Annotated in this window: 24 protein-coding genes and 1 tRNA gene; 9 read left to right on the top strand and 16 right to left on the bottom strand. The window is 64.5% G+C overall.

Annotated features, from left to right (window positions below; genetic code table 11):
- Positions 1 to 111: 111 nt before the first annotated feature.
- The 5 genes from rpl7ae to Harman_RS03950 all read left to right on the top strand — a co-directional run bounded on the left by rpl7ae (position 112) and on the right by Harman_RS03950 (position 1,855).
- Positions 112 to 474, top strand: a complete 363-nt coding sequence (rpl7ae, locus tag Harman_RS03970) for a 50S ribosomal protein L7Ae (RefSeq protein ID WP_137682513.1) — start codon at positions 112 to 114, stop codon at positions 472 to 474.
- 11 nt (positions 475 to 485) lie between these two features.
- On the top strand, positions 486 to 713 hold the full coding sequence (locus Harman_RS03965) for a 30S ribosomal protein S28e (RefSeq protein ID WP_004516764.1): 228 nt from the start codon (positions 486 to 488) through the stop codon (positions 711 to 713).
- A gap of 2 nt (positions 714 to 715) precedes the next feature.
- Complete coding sequence (locus tag Harman_RS03960; protein ID WP_137682512.1) at positions 716 to 1,063, top strand: 50S ribosomal protein L24e; 348 nt, start codon at positions 716 to 718, stop codon at positions 1,061 to 1,063.
- Complete coding sequence (gene ndk / locus Harman_RS03955; protein WP_137682511.1) at positions 1,063 to 1,527, top strand: nucleoside-diphosphate kinase; 465 nt, start codon at positions 1,063 to 1,065, stop codon at positions 1,525 to 1,527. Before Harman_RS03960 ends, ndk begins: the two co-directional genes overlap by 1 nt.
- Positions 1,528 to 1,597: 70 nt before the next feature.
- A complete protein-coding gene (locus tag Harman_RS03950) occupies positions 1,598 to 1,855 on the top strand; it encodes a glutaredoxin family protein (protein ID WP_137682510.1) in 258 nt (85 codons plus the stop codon).
- Here Harman_RS03950 and Harman_RS03945 read toward each other — a convergent pair.
- The 11 genes from Harman_RS03945 to Harman_RS22130 form a co-directional block, all read right to left on the bottom strand.
- Entirely contained in the window at positions 1,828 to 2,541 is a 714-nt protein-coding gene (locus Harman_RS03945; RefSeq protein WP_137682509.1) for a hypothetical protein, read from the bottom strand. The genes Harman_RS03950 and Harman_RS03945 overlap by 28 nt on opposite strands.
- A gap of 48 nt (positions 2,542 to 2,589) precedes the next feature.
- Positions 2,590 to 2,994: a peptide-methionine (R)-S-oxide reductase MsrB gene (gene msrB, locus Harman_RS03940; protein ID WP_137682508.1), complete on the bottom strand. Its 405-nt coding sequence runs from the start codon at positions 2,992 to 2,994 to the stop codon at positions 2,590 to 2,592.
- A gap of 35 nt (positions 2,995 to 3,029) precedes the next feature.
- Positions 3,030 to 3,103: transfer RNA gene (locus Harman_RS03935), tRNA-Thr, on the bottom strand.
- 32 nt (positions 3,104 to 3,135) lie between these two features.
- Positions 3,136 to 3,603: a GNAT family N-acetyltransferase gene (locus Harman_RS03930; RefSeq protein ID WP_200830819.1), complete on the bottom strand. Its 468-nt coding sequence runs from the start codon at positions 3,601 to 3,603 to the stop codon at positions 3,136 to 3,138.
- Positions 3,604 to 3,683: 80 nt separating this feature from the next.
- Complete coding sequence (locus Harman_RS03925) at positions 3,684 to 4,259, bottom strand: CBS domain-containing protein (RefSeq protein ID WP_137682507.1); 576 nt, start codon at positions 4,257 to 4,259, stop codon at positions 3,684 to 3,686.
- Between the two features lie 67 nt (positions 4,260 to 4,326).
- A complete protein-coding gene (locus tag Harman_RS03920) occupies positions 4,327 to 5,100 on the bottom strand; it encodes a GTP cyclohydrolase III (protein WP_137682506.1) in 774 nt (257 codons plus the stop codon).
- A gap of 95 nt (positions 5,101 to 5,195) precedes the next feature.
- The gene (locus Harman_RS03915; RefSeq protein WP_137682505.1) at positions 5,196 to 5,531 is read right to left on the bottom strand and encodes a DUF7344 domain-containing protein; all 336 of its coding nucleotides are present in this window, start codon (positions 5,529 to 5,531) and stop codon (positions 5,196 to 5,198) included.
- Positions 5,532 to 5,586: 55 nt separating this feature from the next.
- Entirely contained in the window at positions 5,587 to 5,886 is a 300-nt protein-coding gene (locus Harman_RS03910) for a DUF5785 family protein (RefSeq protein WP_137682504.1), read from the bottom strand.
- 51 nt (positions 5,887 to 5,937) lie between these two features.
- Positions 5,938 to 7,200 carry a PGF-pre-PGF domain-containing protein gene (locus Harman_RS03905; RefSeq protein WP_137683126.1) on the bottom strand — a complete coding sequence of 421 codons (1,263 nt, stop codon included), beginning with the start codon at positions 7,198 to 7,200 and terminating at the stop codon, positions 5,938 to 5,940.
- A gap of 267 nt (positions 7,201 to 7,467) precedes the next feature.
- Positions 7,468 to 7,854: a hypothetical protein gene (locus Harman_RS03900; protein WP_137682503.1), complete on the bottom strand. Its 387-nt coding sequence runs from the start codon at positions 7,852 to 7,854 to the stop codon at positions 7,468 to 7,470.
- Positions 7,855 to 7,911: 57 nt separating this feature from the next.
- Positions 7,912 to 8,112, bottom strand: a complete 201-nt coding sequence (locus Harman_RS22130; RefSeq protein WP_137683125.1) for a zinc ribbon domain-containing protein — start codon at positions 8,110 to 8,112, stop codon at positions 7,912 to 7,914.
- 278 nt (positions 8,113 to 8,390) lie between these two features.
- Between Harman_RS22130 and Harman_RS03890 the strand changes: the two genes are divergently transcribed.
- On the top strand, positions 8,391 to 9,125 hold the full coding sequence (locus tag Harman_RS03890) for an SOS response-associated peptidase (RefSeq protein ID WP_137682502.1): 735 nt from the start codon (positions 8,391 to 8,393) through the stop codon (positions 9,123 to 9,125).
- A gap of 23 nt (positions 9,126 to 9,148) precedes the next feature.
- Here Harman_RS03890 and Harman_RS21925 read toward each other — a convergent pair whose 3' ends face one another.
- Entirely contained in the window at positions 9,149 to 9,274 is a 126-nt protein-coding gene (locus Harman_RS21925) for a hypothetical protein (RefSeq protein WP_268812787.1), read from the bottom strand.
- A gap of 120 nt (positions 9,275 to 9,394) precedes the next feature.
- Here Harman_RS21925 and cysK point away from each other — a divergent pair, with 120 nt between their 5' ends.
- A complete protein-coding gene (cysK, locus tag Harman_RS03885; RefSeq protein WP_137682501.1) occupies positions 9,395 to 10,321 on the top strand; it encodes a cysteine synthase A in 927 nt (308 codons plus the stop codon).
- A gap of 34 nt (positions 10,322 to 10,355) precedes the next feature.
- Here the strand turns inward: cysK and Harman_RS03880 are convergent, their stop codons facing one another.
- Positions 10,356 to 10,967 (bottom strand): translation initiation factor IF-2 subunit beta, encoded by a 612-nt coding sequence (locus Harman_RS03880; protein ID WP_137682500.1) that lies wholly within the window; start codon positions 10,965 to 10,967, stop codon positions 10,356 to 10,358.
- Between the two features lie 97 nt (positions 10,968 to 11,064).
- Between Harman_RS03880 and Harman_RS03875 the strand changes: the two genes are divergently transcribed.
- Positions 11,065 to 11,454, top strand: a complete 390-nt coding sequence (locus Harman_RS03875; protein WP_137682499.1) for a DUF7344 domain-containing protein — start codon at positions 11,065 to 11,067, stop codon at positions 11,452 to 11,454.
- Positions 11,455 to 11,462: 8 nt separating this feature from the next.
- Positions 11,463 to 12,179, top strand: a complete 717-nt coding sequence (locus tag Harman_RS03870; RefSeq protein WP_137682498.1) for a DICT sensory domain-containing protein — start codon at positions 11,463 to 11,465, stop codon at positions 12,177 to 12,179.
- An 82-nt stretch (positions 12,180 to 12,261) separates the two neighbouring features.
- On the opposite strand, the gene Harman_RS03865 is transcribed toward Harman_RS03870, so the two are convergent.
- From Harman_RS03865 to Harman_RS03855, 3 genes are read right to left on the bottom strand one after another with little or no spacing between them, the layout of a single operon-like run.
- The gene (locus Harman_RS03865; RefSeq protein WP_449271437.1) at positions 12,262 to 13,374 is read right to left on the bottom strand and encodes a CapA family protein; all 1,113 of its coding nucleotides are present in this window, start codon (positions 13,372 to 13,374) and stop codon (positions 12,262 to 12,264) included.
- A gap of 47 nt (positions 13,375 to 13,421) precedes the next feature.
- Entirely contained in the window at positions 13,422 to 14,513 is a 1,092-nt protein-coding gene (locus Harman_RS03860) for an ABC transporter ATP-binding protein (protein WP_137682496.1), read from the bottom strand.
- Positions 14,514 to 14,538: 25 nt separating this feature from the next.
- Positions 14,539 to 16,428, bottom strand: a complete 1,890-nt coding sequence (locus tag Harman_RS03855; RefSeq protein WP_137682495.1) for an ABC transporter permease — start codon at positions 16,426 to 16,428, stop codon at positions 14,539 to 14,541.
- Between the last annotated feature and the right edge of the window lie 12 nt (positions 16,429 to 16,440).

The raw sequence follows: 16,440 nt of genomic DNA, 5'->3' as shown, positions 1-16,440 counted from the left end.
GTTGATGATGCTCCCAGCCTTTTCAGGATACACACCACCACGGTGTGACGGGCCTCGCGGCCCGGACACGGCGGGGGAGCCTGAGCTCGCGCGCAGGAGGTGAACATACAAATGCCAGTATACGTAGATTTCGACGTTCCCGCGGACCTCGAAGACGACGCCCTCGAGGCGCTCGAGGTCGCCCGGGACACAGGCGCGGTAAAGAAGGGTACAAACGAGACGACTAAGGCCATCGAGCGTGGCTCCGCTGAGCTCGTCTTCGTCGCCGAAGACGTTCAGCCCGAGGAAATCGTCATGCACATTCCGGAACTCGCCGACGAGAAGGGCGTCCCCTTCATCTTCGTCGAGCAGCAGGACGACCTCGGACACGCCGCCGGGCTCGAAGTCGGCTCGGCCGCCGCAGCTGTCACCGACGCTGGTGAGGCTGAGGCCGATGTCGAGGACATCGCCGACAAGGTCGAGGAGCTTCGGTGAGGTGACCTCGGATGAGCGCTGAGGAATCCGAAAGCAGCGGTTCCACGCCCGCCGAGGTTATCGAAGTCGTGGGCCGGACGGGGATGCACGGCGAGGCCATGCAGGTCAAGTGCCGCATCCGCGAAGGCGAGAACCAGGGGCGCATCATCACGCGCAACGTTCTCGGCCCGGTCCGCGAAGGTGACGTGCTCCAGCTCCGCGAGACGGCTCGCGAGGCCGACACCATCGGAGGGCAGTAACCATGCCCCGGACACGCGAATGTGACTACTGCGGCACGGACATCGAACCCGGCACGGGCACGATGTTCGTCCACAAGGACGGTGCGACCACGCACTTCTGTTCCTCGAAGTGCGAGAACAACGCCGACCTGGGCCGCGAGGCCCGCAACCTCGAATGGACCGACACCGCCCGCGGCGAGGCCGGCGAGGTCGAGGATGAGGTCGAAGACGTGGCAGCAGATGCCGACGTTGACGAGGCTGAAGCGGAAGCAGACGCCGAGGAAGCAGACGCCGAGGAAGCAGACGCTGACGAGGCTGACGAGGCTGACGAAGATGTCGAGGACGAAGAAGCCGAGGAGGCTGAGGCCTGATGTCCGAACACGAGCGCACGTTCGTGATGGTCAAGCCCGACGGCGTCCAGCGCGGCCTCATCGGGGACATCGTCTCCCGCTTCGAGGACCGCGGCCTGAAGATGGTCGGCGGCAAGTTCATGCAGATCGACCAGGACCTCGCCGAAGAACACTACGGCGAGCACGCGGACAAGCCGTTCTTCGACGGGCTGGTCGACTTCATCACGTCCGGTCCCGTGTTTGCGATGGTCTGGGAGGGCCAGGACGCGACCCGGCAGGTCCGCAACATGATGGGCGAGACCGACCCGGCTGAGTCCGCCCCCGGAACCATCCGCGGCGACTACGGTCTCGACCTCGGTCGGAACGTCATCCACGGCTCCGACCACGAGGACGAGGGCGCAAACGAGCGCGAAATCGCGCTGTTCTTCGACGAGGACGAACTCGTCGACTGGGACAAGATCGACTCGTCCTGGCTGTACGAGTAACGCCACTCTGTCGACTATCGCGTTTTTTCGAACACAACCATCTTTGAGGGCGGCGTCCGTACCGACAGCTATGAGCCTGACGCTCTACCAGCTCGACGGCTGTCCGTACTGTGAGAAGGTCGCCGACCGCCTGGACGAACTCGACATCGACTACGACAGCGTCTGGGTCGAGGCGTTGCACTCTAAGCGAAACGAAGTAAAGCGGGTCTCCGGCCAGCGGGGCGTCCCGGTGTTAGTCGACGAGGACCGCGGCGTCACGATGGCTGAGTCCGACCGTATCCTCGAATTCATCGAGTCGACTTACGCGCCCGAGGCCCGGTCGGCGTAGGCGTACTGGGCGGCTGCCCCGACGGTCGCAAATACGAGCGGGAAGAAAAACAGCAGCAACAGGAGCCACGGCACGGCGGGTGCGGCCTGGCCTTGGCCCCCGCCTTCGAACACGATCGTCCGGACAAACACGAAGCTCCCGGCGAAGCCGGTGACAACGTAGCCAAAGCTGAGTCCGGTTCCGACGAGCGCCGCCTCTTCGAGTAGGCTATCTGTCCGAGCAGCGCCGCGGTAGCGCTCGAACAGCGCGCCGACGACGAGTAGTGAGCCGACGGGAATCAGGAAATAGACGATGGGCGGGACACTCGCTCCCTGTGCACCGTACAGGAGATTCCGCGCGGCCGACCCGTACACCTCTGCATCCGTTGCCGTCACCAGCGTCGGCACATGGTGGGCGTTGTACAGCACGAATCCGTACTGGACCAGCCGGTCCGACAGTTCGGGAAGGTCGACTGACGACGGCCCGACGAGAAACAACAACGCGACAAGCAGGTACTCGACGACCAGCGTTCCGGCGGCGACGCCGGCCGCCCGGAGCCACGGAAACGTTCGGAGACTTTCTTTCAGCAGATGGCTCTCCGGCTGTGGCTGCTCGGCAGTGGCGGTCGGTGGCTCGTCGACCAGCGACTCGCCGACCGGTCCGGTTCCGGCCCCTTCGTCAGTCGCGTCGTCGGCGTGGTCAGTCACGTCTAGCCGTATCAACTTCAATGACGGAAAAAAGGGTTCCGGTGGTCGTTATTCCGATTCGAAGTCAAGCGCCGCGCCGTTGATGCAGTACCGCTTCCCGGTCGGCTCCGGCCCGTCGTCGAACACGTGGCCTAGATGCCCGCCACACTCGGCACAGACGACTTCCGTTCGCTGCATTCCGTGGCTGTTGTCCGGCTGGGTTTCGACGTTGCCCTCCTGATACACGTCCCAGAAGCTCGGCCAGCCGGTCTCGGAATCGAACTTCTCGTCGCTGGCAAACAGCTCCGTCCCACAGCCGGCACAGGTGAACACGCCCTCGTCTTTCACGTCGATGAGGTCGCTGCTGAACCGCGGCTCCGTCCCTGATTCACGGAGGATTCGGTATTCCTCATCCGAGAGTATTTCGCGCCACTCCTCGTCGTTGTCCGGGATTTCGCGTTCGGATTCACTCATGAGCTTTTGTACGTGTCCCAGCGGTAAAAACGTAGAGCCAGGGGTGGGATTTGAACCCACGAACTCTCGATTACAAGTCGAGTGCTTGGACCACCCAAGCTCCCCTGGCGCGGTTGCATACCTCGGTTGTGTGGGGACCGTTTAGAGAGTATCGTTTTCGGTCGGCTTTTCGAGTTCGATCCGGTGTGGCGCGTAGCCGTGTGCCCGGTAGAACTGTCGGGCCGCTTCGTTGTCCGCCATCGCTTCCAGGGCAAGGATGTCCGCACCGGTGCTTCGGAGCCGTTCCTCTGCCGAACCGAGCAGTTCGCTGCCGATCCCCTGGTTCCTGTAGGCGGATTCGACGAAGATATTCTCGATGATGCCCCGCCGCTCGTCTTGCTCGTAGCGGCCGCTGTCGATGGTCACCATGACGAATCCGACACTCCGTCGGTCCACGCGGGCGAGAAGAACGTTCTCGGCGACGACACGCTGCACGATGGTTTCCCGGACAGCAGTCCGGTTCCGGTCACCGAACAGGTGCGACCCGTGCGCGCGCTGGCCCGCCGCCAGCTGGACCCACAGGTCGACGATGGTGTCCACGTCCTCCATCGAAGCGGTGACGATTTCCACGGTAACACTCCGTGTCGTACGGTCAAAACAGTTCGGCTGCGGGAGCTATCGGAGGTGTTCACACGGCGTGTGCGAGACGGTCAGACATCCCGACAGTCCGCACAGAGGAGCTGCCCGTTGAACGACGCCAGTTCGCGTGTCAGTGTACCACAGGCAGAACAGATACCCTGGCTGTCGAAGGAGTCCTCCGCGGCGGACTCCATCCCGTCGGTCGTGGCCTCCTGGCCGGTCGTTGCGACCTGACGGACCTCTTCGACGACCTCCGTCGATTCGCTTTCGAGCCGTGCCGTCGAGAGGATGTCGTGTTCGGTCAGCGTGCCGAGTGGCTCACCGTCTGCCATGACCAGCAGGAACTCGGCGGACCGGGTCGCCATGCGGTCCCGGGCTTCCGGAAGGGTGGCGTCCGGGTCGACTGTCGGAATCGACTCCCGCATCACGTCGCCGACGGTGGCGGTGTCCGGGTCGCCGCCGTCGACGATGTACGCCAGCACGTCTCTATCGGTTGCGACGCCGACTGGTTCGTTCCCCCGCAACACGAGGATCGACTGCTGCTCCTCGCGGATCAGTAACTCCGTCGTTTCGAGGAGGTCGTCGGACTCGCTTGCCCCGACGTACTCTCGGTTCATAACCTCCCGCACAGTGACCTCGCCGTTCATGTGTATTGTTATCACACGACCGGTCTAAAAGATACCTCCACTACGCTTATGTCGCGGGGTTCGTAACTTACTCTGTTGTCGCTGTCTCGATGGTGACGGCGTCGCCGGTCGCCCGACAGGTCTCTAAGGCGTGCTTTGCGTCCATACCCGCCGTAGCGGCCGTCCGCCCGCGTCCGACGCCGACTTTCAGCTCTACGTCGACTTCCTCGCGGACGTGTTCGATGGCGTCGTGATACTCCGCTTCCCCTAGGTCCGGACAGACCGCGATGACGTTGTCGCCGCCGACGAAGAACGACAGCGAGTCGTGGGCCTCGCGCATGTACTTCATGAGCGACGCATAGCCCTGCTCGATCCGGATGAACGTGTCGAACTCGTTGAGCTGGTCGGTGTACTTCCCCGTGGCGTCGTCGACATCGAAGTGAGCCAACTGAACGTCCGACTCGGTCCGGAACTGCTCGTCGATAGTCTGTCCCCGTAACACTTCACGCCGGCCCTTGTCCTGTGCGCTGCCGGCCTCTTGGAGCTGTTCCGTCGCCGTTCCCAGTGCCGAGACGGGCGTCGTTCCCGTCGCGACCGAGAGGCTCATCGTCACCGGGTAGCGGTTGCCGACGGATTCCTGAATGAGTGCGTGTGCCTCCTCGTCCAGCCCGTTTGTCACGGCGATCATGTTGTCGAACCGGGAGAAGAAGATGTAGCCGTCGCGGTTTCCGAACAGTTGGGCGAGATCGGCGTACAGCCGGGACTGGAGCGTCTGGAGGTCCACTTCACGGCGGGGCTCAGGCGTCACAGTCCACGGCCCGTAGTTATCGATCTGTATATGGGTGATCTGGGTGTTGGTCACTGTCTACGGACCGTTTGGAAGCTAATGGTATTGCTCTGTCGGAATTCACCCGGAGAGCGGTCGCTCGGTCCGCCGAACCTGACGCGAAGTCCGTTTCAGTGTCGTTCTGTCGGTACCGCGTCGGGGCGCTGTATCTCGACGGTTCCGACCATCGAGTCGTAGGCTACAACACCGGTCGCCGTTAGCTTCGGCAGGTGTTCAGTGAACAGTTCCTCGGTGAGTTCGTCCCGGTCGGTGTCTGGCACTGCTGCTGGCTCGATGTCACGCTCGGCCGCCAGAACCGCCGCCGCGAGTTCGCTCACGACGATGGGTTCTCCACGATCAGCCAGTATCGAGAGCGCGCGGCGGCGGATATCGTCCGACAGCAGGTCCTCGATGACCTCCTCGGGAAGTCCCTGCCCACTGGGGCCTGTTGAACGTGTCGTCGCCATACGCGAGGCTACACCGGCCTCCTACAAGTATGTGTCGTGTACCCACACCACACAGTCAGGCGTGTTCGAGCCTGTACGGCCACCAGTCTGCCTCGCGCAGCGCGCGCCCGAGGGCTTTATGGAAGTCCGGGAAGTCCTCGAACTCCTCTTGGTCGACGTATTCGAAGATGTCCGCCACGCTAACGACCGTCTCGTAGTCAATCCGAACCGGATGATCCCCGTACTGGTCGACGTACTCCGCAGCAGTCAACGGGAAGTCCTCGTCCTCGTCGACTTTCTTCGCCAGCACAGCGTGGCCGTACTTGCGTCGGCCCTCGCTTCCCTCTTCACCGTCCGGATCGTGTGGCCAGTCCATACGCGGTTCTCTGGACACTGGCACAAAAAGGGTTTCTCTCCCCGGCTACCGTTAGAAGCCGCTGTCGTTGCGACTACCACCCTGGAAGAGAACGATAACGACGCCGAACAGGAGTAACGCCCCGACGAGGCCGCCGATGACCAACATTGTACTGACGCCCATGACTGTCGCCGGGAGCGGCCCGATACCGCCGTCCTCGCCGTCAACCGCGGGCTCGGTCTGGACCGCCGGCTCCGTCCCCGTCGGCTCCGAATCCGGCACTGCGCCGCCGTCGTTTTCGTCGGTCTGGAGCTGGCTCTGGGTTATCCGTACCTCGCCGGCGTCGACATCATTGAAGCCGATTTGGTACTGTCCCGCTGTCGTCATGACCGTCGACAGCGTCACTGTCCGTTCGGCGTCCGCTGGCACAGTCACCGACGTTTCGTTGACGACTTCGCCGTCAACTAGCATCTGTGCGTCGTACGTGCCCCCGGCGCTGCCGGTGTTTTCGACGGTTCCGCTGACACTAACTCGATGTCCGTCCGCCGCCTGTTCGCTGACGACTGACGTTCGCATTACGGAGAACGACGGCTCGATTCGCCCGATGGCGTAGGCTGTCGCACCCGTGGTATTCGCCTCGTAGATGACACGGTCTGGCTGCTCCGCGATGACGGTCGTCTCGGCGGCTTTCCAGGACCCGTTCACACGATGATACACACGGACATCCGACGAAGCGACTCCGGCCGACTGGAGTGTCGAACGAGTCAGCGCGAACTGCATCGACGACGGTTCGACCTCGTTAGCCGACCCAGCAGTCACTACGCCGAACACCGATGCGTCGTCACCTGACGGAACCGGGATGTCTGCCGTGCTGGGATCAGTGTACTCGGTCACATCCTGCGTGAACGACTGCTGTGACGGGGTGACTGTCCAGGACTGTACGGCGAAGGACTGGTTTGTCGGCTCCGATACGTTCATCTCGTAGGGTTCGTCCGTCGGGACTGCACCGGCACGGATTTTGAACTGTCGCGTGGTCGCGTCCGTTCGCGTCGTCTCGACGATAGCCGGCTTGACACTGACGGTCCCAGCCGACTTCTCCGTACCCCCCCTGACTGTTATTCTGTACGTCCCGGGGGTGTCGAACTGTATCTCCCGTGACCGATTGACCGACGAACCGGCGTCGGCGACCACCCGTTCAGTCGTTCTTGTCGTTCCGTTAACCCTGTACTCGATAGTCGTCCCACCGCCCGAGCTACCGATGTTATCAACCGTTGCTGTGACGTTTACCGATTCACCGATCAATATCGTGTTGGCATCTTTCGACGCGTCGGACACGATTAGAGCTGGTACAGCAGCAGCAGGCCCTGCTGCCGTCGCTGCGAGGAGGAGGGCAACGACACAGACGGCAAGGAGGCCCGGCAGGTGCTGTCTTGGGGACCTATCTTCGCGTACCATAGTTCAGATATAATTTGGACCATCGACATAAAACCGCCCGGTTGATTCGGTTCAGTAAACTGTCCCTACGAATCGGAAGGCGGTGAATTCTGTAATCCCCCCATGGTTCGTAAGACGGTTTTGAGTCCGCGTGAACTGGCAACACGGTCACTGCCCGTCGACGTGTCGCCTTACCGACCACGACTGCCCCCCGGTGGCCCCACACAGGCGTTCGAAGAACCGTTGCAGCCCGTCAGATTCCGTCGTCGGCAGGACGTGCAATCGGACCGTTCCGTCGCGGACGGCGACGCGGAACACGTCGGTCGTCTCCTCGTCACGGACCAGCCACAGCGGCATCGGCAGGTCGTGGAAGTCGCCGTAGCGGTACGGCCCGTTTGCGAGGATGCCGACGACGGTGTCGGCGAGTTCCGGCGTTGCCCGCTCACCCTCCGGCGTGAGCCGGAACTCCGTCCCGCCCTCGTATTCGACCCCGCTCCCGTGCGGGAAGCGCCGCTGTGGGTGGGCCGGAATGGCGAACGAGGGGTCCGTGGTCATCTACCGAGTGGTTAGGCGTGATACAAGTTAAATTCGCGGGCGGTGACTGGGTGGGAGTCACCCGCCCAGAAAGAGGTCGACGACGACATCACCATCGGGACCGCGGTAAAATTCCGTGTATCCACAGTTCGCACAGGAGACGGCTTTGAATCGCCGATTCTGTACGTCAAAGAGCTTTGTGAGCCCTGCTCCGGTCGTCGCGATTTCATCGACTTCAGCCGTTTCGTGGCCGCACTTCGGACAGCCTGCTTCGTCCATATCCAGCGTCTCCTCCGCACCAATCTGTTCTAGTCCGTCCTCGGGCGGACGGGCATCGTCCAGTGACGACTGACAGGAGCGACAATACGACCAGGATCTGGCGGCCTTCGACCCGCAGGACGCACAGTAGACGAAATCGTCCTCAGTCTCCTCGTTGTCCGCGGGACCATTCGGCGGCATACACATGTATTTTTGTGGGCATGCCAAATGGGTTACCCACAGCGAACTAGTGGCCCGCGACTGCCAGATTTATCCGCCAGCGGCTCCTGTATTCGGCTATGTGCGGCCGCTACAGTCTGTTCGCGTCCCGTGAGGACATCGAGACGCGGTTCGACGCCGAGTTTGCCTTCGAGTTCGAGCCCCGATACAACGCCGCCCCCAGTCAGGACCTCCCCGTAATCACCGGCGAATCGCCCGGCACGGTGCAGCGGATGGAGTGGGGACTGATTCCGTCTTGGGCCGAGGACCGAACGGCCCACGGGCACATCAACGCCCGCGCTGAGACGCTGACCGAGAAGCGCTCATTCGCCGAGGCCTACGCATCACGGCGCTGTCTGGTCCCCGCAGATGGGTTCTACGAATGGGTGGAACGGTCGGGAGAGGGACCGGAAGCCGGCGGTAAACAACCCTATCGCGTGGCCCTGCCGGATGACGACCTGTTCGCCATGGCGGGGCTATACGAGCGATGGGAACCGCCACAGCGCCAGACCGGGCTGGGTGAGTTCGGCGCAAGCGGTGGCGATACGAGTAGCACGGACGATGCGGGCGGCGAGGACGACCTCGTCGAGTCGTTCACGATTGTGACGACCGAACCGAACGATGCCGTCGCGGACCTCCATCACCGGATGGCCGTCATCCTCGACCCGGCCGAGGAGTCGACGTGGCTGCGTGGCAGCGCCGACGAGGTGTCCGCACTGCTTGACCCCTACGACGGCGATATGCGGACCTATCCGGTATCATCGGCGGTCAACAGCCCCAGCAACGACTCGGCGGAACTCATCGAACCGATCTGATAGCCGACGACTGGACTGTGGTGTTACTCGCTGGGTGCGTGCTGTCGCTTGAACTGGTGGACCATCTTCCAGAGCGTTTCTTCGCTGACCTCGTTTTCGGTGGCGGAAAGCTGGCGGTACAGACCCTCAGAGACGGTGATCTTGGGCATCACTGAGAACGTTATCTTGAGATAACATAAACTTCTGGAGACTCGAAACCGAGTGAATGTATTCGACCCGCAGTATTCCGGGTACACAGTTACGGCGACCACTCGCCTTCGGTCCGATGTATGCAGTCGTACGCCCAGCGAGACGACGGTACTGTCGCGTCCAGTGTGACCGAGCTCATCGGCGACACGCCGCTGGTCTGTCTCGACACCTTTGCGGACAATCTGCTCGGGAAGGTCGAAGCGGCCAACCCCTACTCAGTCAAGGACCGAATCGCGCTGTATATGGTCGAGGCGGCTGCCGAGTCCGGCGACCTCCCCGACGACGGGACCGTCGTCGAAGCGACCAGCGGCAACACCGGCATTGGACTGGCCGCCGTCTGTGCCGCGCGGGGGTACGACTGCGTGCTGACGATGCCCGAATCGATGAGCGAGGAGCGCCGGCAGTTGCTCTCGGGACTCGGCGCGGACCTCGAACTTACACCGGCCGACGGCGGCATGAGCGGCGCAATCGAGCGCGCGAACGAACTCGCGGACGCGCCGGGCACCGTCCGCCCCCGGCAGTTCGAGAACGAGGCGAACCCGCGAGCCCACCGCGAGACGACCGGACCGGAAATCTGGGCCGACACCGACGGCGACGTGGACGCTGTCGTCGCTGGCGTCGGGACCGGCGGGACGATTACCGGCATCTCGGAGTACATCGAAGAGGAGGTGGGCGCGGATCTCACTTCGGTCGCCGTCGAACCGGAACAGTCGAAACTGCTCTCGGCGGACGACCCGGATAGCCACGACATCCAGGGCATCGGTCCCGGGTTCGTTCCGGATATCCTCCGGCGAGACCTCATCGACGAGGTGCGGACCGCGAGCAAGCAGGAGTCCGTCGACGCGACCCATCGACTCGCCAGCGAGGAGGGGATCATGGTCGGCATCTCCTCGGGCGCAGCGCTGCACGCGGCCACGGAGTACGCCACCGAGAACCCCGACGAGACGGTGGTCGTCGTCTTACCGGACACCGGCGAACGATACCTCTCGACGGATCTCTGGGACTAGGCGAAGCGTCGCTACGTCGCGGAGAAAACCGCTCTTATGCGACCCGACCGAACGCCAGCGTGCCGCTGATGCTCTCGATGTAGGCTTCGACGACCTGGCCTTCGCGCGCACCGGAGACGAAGATCGTGTACTTCCCTTTCTCCGCGACGCCGTCGCCCTCGCGGCCGGTACCGGTGATCTTGACCTCGTAGGTCTCGCCCTCTTCGAGCGTGGGTCGGTCCTGCTGTGCGTTCGAACTCGCGCCCTTGGCGACCGGGCGGAACGCACCACAGGCCTGACAGCGCAGCATGTCGACGCCGTCCTCGTTCTTGAGGACAGTGTCGGGCAGGCCACACTCGGAACAGGTGACGTACTCGGCGACGTACGCGTCGACAGCAGCATCGAAATCAGCGGTGTCGAACGACCCGTTGTAGCGGGCCTCGCCGCCGTCGAACTGGCCGTTGGTCCCGAACTCGCGCTGGATGGCTCGGTGGAGATGCTGTGGGTCGCGCGAGACGGCGTCCGCGATTGCCTCCAGGTTCGTCAGGCGCGTGAACGCCCCGTCTGTCTGGCCCTCGGGATCCGGAATCGACAGCCGCTCGCCGGCTTCCCGTGGCTGGTCTGGTAGCACGTCGTACGCACGCTGTAGGGCGGACTCGTAGTTCATACGGTACAGACGGCGCTGGCACGTAAATGGATTCCGTCACGCTCATCGGACCTTAATTTTCAGTTACATTAATACGGCACGGTGTGAACTAGTTCGTATGGACCGGCATCACAACCAGGAGGCGACGGTGACTAACAACCGGCTCACCGCTCAACGGCTCGATACCCTCTTGGACGTGCTCTCGTCGGAGCCGCGCCGGATGGTGGTCGCGTACCTCCGTGAACACGGCTCGGCATCGGTCGACGAACTCACCGACGTGGTCGTGGGCTGGTCGCAGGCGCGAGGGGAGCGTGTTGCCGATGATACCTGGGAACAGACACGGACGGTTCTCTACCACAATCACCTTCCGGCGCTCGCTGCGGTGGATCTCGTTGCGTACGATGTCGACGAACAGACGGTCGAGATAGCGCCGCTGTCATCCGCGACGACCGAGTTGCTTTCGACGGTACAGGAACTGGAACACACCCTGACGGACAGCGCAAACTGACCGCTCCGATGCCAGTGCGCCAGCTCCTCGACCGCTTCGCCGGATCGGCGGTGACGATGACGGTGTACGGGTCGGAACCGGACCCCGATTTCGTCGACCGGCTCGAATCCCAGCGGATAGCGGTCGACTGGCAAGCGCTCCCTGCCCCCGATTCCGAGTCGTTCGTCGTCGTCCGGCAGGCCGGTCAGTTCGCTGGGGCTGTCCGGCTGGACGTGCTTCGGGGGTTCCTCTCCGAATCTCCTCTCCAGCGACGCGCCAGAACCCTCCCTGACCCGGACGAGGATGTGCAGTTGCTACTCTCGTCGCTCACGAACACGGTACTCCCGTCGTTGGAGCGGGGATCGCTGCTCGCCACGGCCCACGAGTTCGAGGACAGGGCCTACCGCATCGGACGGGGGACCCTGCGGGTGAGCTTCCAGTCGCTGTCGACGTTCCGCGCCCAGGTCGACCGATACCGGACACTTGCCGCCGACACCGAACTCGACATCCACATCTACGGCCGGGACGACTGGGACCCGCCGGCAATACCTGGCGTCACTGTCCACACGATATCCGACGACGAGTTCGCGCGGCTCTGGCTGCTTGCCTTCGACGGGAACGGGAACGCCACCGACAAGTGCGCGCTCGTCGCCGAAGAAACCGACTCCGGGCAGTACCGGGGCTTCTGGACGTACGACCCTCCCGCAGTCGACGAGATCTTGGCGTCAGTCGCGACATCGTTTTGAGTCCGGTGACTGCCGGCGTCTCGGCGGGCCACAGCCGCTTACCGGTAGCAATGTATCGGAAGTGGCAGTCGGGGTTCGGCCGCTACTCGTCACACGTCAGCGGCACCCGAAGCCCGTCGCCGTCGCGCTCGATTGTTGTCTCGAAAGCCCGAGACCGTTCTCGCAGCGTCGCCCGGAGCCACTCCGCCACCCCTTCGTCGGCGCGCCCGACCTGCGTGTACGCGTTCTCGACCGGCGTGAGTTCGAGCGCAACCAGCGTCCCGTCTTCGATCCGGAGTTCGAACAGGAAGCTCCGGTCGTTGCGGTAGCCGTCCTTGATCGCGTAGTCGTCGACGAAATTGCCGGTGTCGTACATGATGGGCCGGCCGCGGTACACCTCGATGCCCTGGATGACGTGGGCGCTGTGGCCGTGGACCACGTCGACCCCGTGGTCGACGAGCCAGTGGGCGAATTTCCGACGCGTCTCGGTCGGTTCGGTCACCCAGTTCGGCCCCCAGTGGGCAGTGACGACGAGCAGGTCGGGGTCGGCGTCCCGGGCCGCCGCCAGCGCACCCCCGACTCGGCGGCGTGTCAGCGGGTGGTTCGGGTCAAGCGGTGCGTAAGCCGTACCGGGACTGTCGCGGCCGGCGGCGTAACTCGGAGACTGGTCGGTGACGGCGACAACGGCGACCGAGAGGCCGCCGATTTCGACGAACGCCGGCTCGAATGCGTTCTCTCGGCTCTCTCCGGCCCCTACTGCGGCAATTTCCTCACCGCGCAGATGGGACGGCGTTTCGATGAGTGCCTCGGGTCCGAAATCCAGCAGGTGGTTGTTCGCCAATCCGGCACAGGAGACGCCGGCGCGGTCCAGGGCGGACACGGCCCAGTCGGGACTCGCCCGGAAGTGGTAGGTCCGACCGGGCCGCGGCTCGCCGCGGTCCGAGATGCAACATTCGAGGTTCGCTACCAGGCCGTCAAGCGACTGCAGGCGGTCGAACATCGAGCCCCAGACGGCCGTCGGGCCGTCCGGGTCCGCGCGCCAGCGTTCGTCGACGCTCCGACCCAGCATCACGTCGCCGACGAAGCCGATGCGCAGCGACTCGTCGGTCGGAACTGACGGCGGACACGACACGCTCGCGTCCGTTTCGTCGCGTACACAGCCCGGGAGGGCGGTGAGTGCGGCCCCGGTCAGCGCGGCACGTCGGGTCAGTGGCACGCTGGGTCTCATATGACCCGGAACCGCCTTGAATCTCCGGGCAACGACTACCGTCCGGCGGTGACAATATGCGCGTCGGCGGGATCGAAGCCGACCGTCACCGTCCCCTCGGGCAGTTCCTCGGTCCGCAACAGGAGTTCCCGGCCGTCCCAGTCGAGGTGGACGCGGGTGGTCTCGCCGAGGAACTCGGCGCTGGTCACCGTCGCGGGCATCGCATTCTGTCCGGTATCGACCGCGAGACGTTCCGGCCGGATACAGAACGTGAGTCGGTCGCCTATGGAAACCGCATTTGCACTGTAGTCGCCGTCGAGGGCTACCGAGAGCGTCCCGCCGCCGACCGCCACGTCTGCGAGGCGCTGGTCGTTCCCGCCGTCAGACTGCACCGCCGTCACCTCGCCGCTGAGGACGTTGTTGTCGCCGACGAACGTTGCGACGAACTCCGTCGCCGGTTCGCGGTAGATCGTCCTCGGGGGCGCGACCTGTTCCGGCGTCCCGTCGTGCATGACGGCCACCCGGTCCGAGACCGCCAGCGCCTCCTCCTGGTCGTGAGTGACGTAAATCGTCGTAATGCCCAGTTCCTGCTGAATCTCGCGGACCTGCACACGGAGGCGTTCCCGGAGTTTCGCGTCGAGTGCGCTCATCGGCTCATCGAGGAGGAGCACGTCGGGACCGGGAGCCAGAGCGCGGGCCATCGCCACCCGCTGTTGCTGGCCGCCCGAGAGCGTGTCGGGGTCCCGGTCCGCCATGTCGCCGAGGTCCACCAACTCCAGCAGTTCCCGCACCCGCTCGGCGTCGCTGCCGCCACCGGGCGGGTCGGTAAAGGAGAGTCCGTAGGCGACGTTCTCCCCGACGGTCATGTGCGGGAACAGGGCGTAATTCTGGAAAACGACGCCCACGTCGCGGTCCTCCGGCGGGACGCCGGTGACGGACTCGCCGCCGAACCGGACTTCACCCCGCGTCGGGTCCTCGAAGCCGGCGATGAGCCGCAGTGTCGTCGTTTTCCCACAGCCCGAGGGACCGACCAGCGTGAAGAACTCACCTTCACGCACAGACAGCGACAGGTTCTCGACGGCGGTTGTCTCGCCGTAGCGTCTGATGACCCCGTCGAGTTCGACCGCCGGCGTGCCGGTTCGGTCCACGGCAGCACTGTCCGAGAGGGGCTCCTTAGAACCCAACGTCGTCACCCCCCAGCCGGTCGATGAGCAGGAAGCTCGCGCTGGTGACCACGAGCAGGACGACACCCATTGCGGTCGCGGGGCCGAGCCGGCGGCCGATGAACCGCTCGATGGCGATGGGCATCGTGAACTGGTTCGTTCCCGATGCGAGGACGATTGTCGCCGAGAACTCCCCAATGGAGATGGCGAAGGCGAAGGCGGCCCCGGCGACGACGGCCGGCCATACTAGCGGGAGTTCGATGTCCACGAGCGCTCTGGCCCGCGGCGCGCCGAGCGCGCGGGCGGACTCGACCAGCGTGTGGTCGATGCTTTCGAGACCGGGCGCGACGGTCCGGACGACGAACGGGTAGCCGGCGACGGCGTGGGCGGCGATGATGGCGAAGCCGCCGCCGACGGCGATGCGGGAGCCGCCGACCTCGACGCCGAAGACCAAGCCTCGGAGCAGTCCGAGGCCGACGACGATGCCGGATACGGCGAGCGGGGCCATCGCGACGGCGTCGACGACCTTCCGGCCGCGGTAGTCCCGCGTCGTCAGCACGGCCACGACGACGCCCATCGGCAGCGCGACGGCGAGCGAGGTGACGCCGAACAGAAGCGAGTTCCGGACGGCGTCCCACGGCTGGACCTGGAACGACGCGCCGGTCGTCTGCCGGTCGATGAGGAACTGGTAGTTCGCCAGCGTCAGCCCCTCCGGCCCACTGAGGCTGGCGAGTACCATGCTCGCTATCGGTGCGACGAACACCGACAGCGCGACGACGGCGTAGACGGCAAGCCCCAGCCTGGGGAGCAGTTCCCGGACCGAGAGCGACGGCGGCGTCAGCGGCTGACGGGGCAGCGGGCGAATCCCCCGCGACCGGACGGTATGCTTTGCTTCGTAGCGGAGATAGGCGTACAGCAAGCTCAGCGAGATACCGAGTTCGATGAGCGCGAGCGCGGCGGCTTCGGCGTACTCCAGATCGCGGATGAGCCGGTAGACGAACACCTCCACCGTCGCTAGCTGGAAGCCGCCCAGCGCGAGAACAATGGGGAACGTGCTGAAGGTGAACACAAACGTCAGCGCCGCGCCCATCAGCACTGACGGGTACAGCTGCGGGGCGACCACATCGCGGAATGCTCGGAGCGGGCTCGCACCGAGGCTCCGGGCCGTCTCAACTGCGCTGGCGTCGACGGACTCCCAGGCGGCGGTGGTCACCCGAGCGACGAGCGGCGCGTTGTAGAAGGCGTGGGCGATGACGACGGCTTCCAGCGTGAACAGGAGATTGACTTCTCCCAGACCGAGCGCGCCGAGGACGGCGTTGAGCGTCCCGTTCCGGCCGAAGGTGGCGACGAAGCCGACGCCGACCATTATCGACGGCAGCACGAACGGGAGAATCGTCAGCGACCGGAGCGTCCGCCGGCCGGGGAACTCGTAACGGGCCAGCAGATACGCCGCCGGCAGGCCCAGAGCGACGCTGGCAACGGTCGACAGCGCCGCCTGGTACGCCGTGAAGCCGATGACGCCAAGCCGTCGGTCCGGCGAAAGAATGGCTTCAATGACGGCCCCGACCGGTTCGCCGGCGAGCAACCGTGCCGGCTCGCCGAGGTAGAACGGGTCCCGCAGTATCGAGACGAACACCTGTCCCGTCCAGCGGCCGTCGACGAGAACGCTGTCGATAAAGACTGTCGCCACCGGGTAGTAGAAGATGCCGAGCAAGAGCGCGATAGTGGCGACCGCGAGCCCGACGATGGCCCGCCGCTCGACGCTGTTGCGAATGGCGCTGCGTCGCTCTCGGGTCGCACTGCTCGCCGTCGCTGTCGCCCCCTTGTCGTTGTCGCTGGCAACGCTGTCGCCACCCGTCCTGTCGTCGCCATCGGAATCGCCGTCGAAATCTCGGGCCACAGTCGGTCGTCG

Origin of the sequence: Haloarcula mannanilytica (assembly GCF_005406125.1) — an archaeon.
GTDB lineage: Archaea > Halobacteriota > Halobacteria > Halobacteriales > Haloarculaceae > Haloarcula > Haloarcula mannanilytica.
Note: the sequence above shows the minus strand (reverse complement) of the source record. Positions and strands in the feature narration are given on the sequence as shown.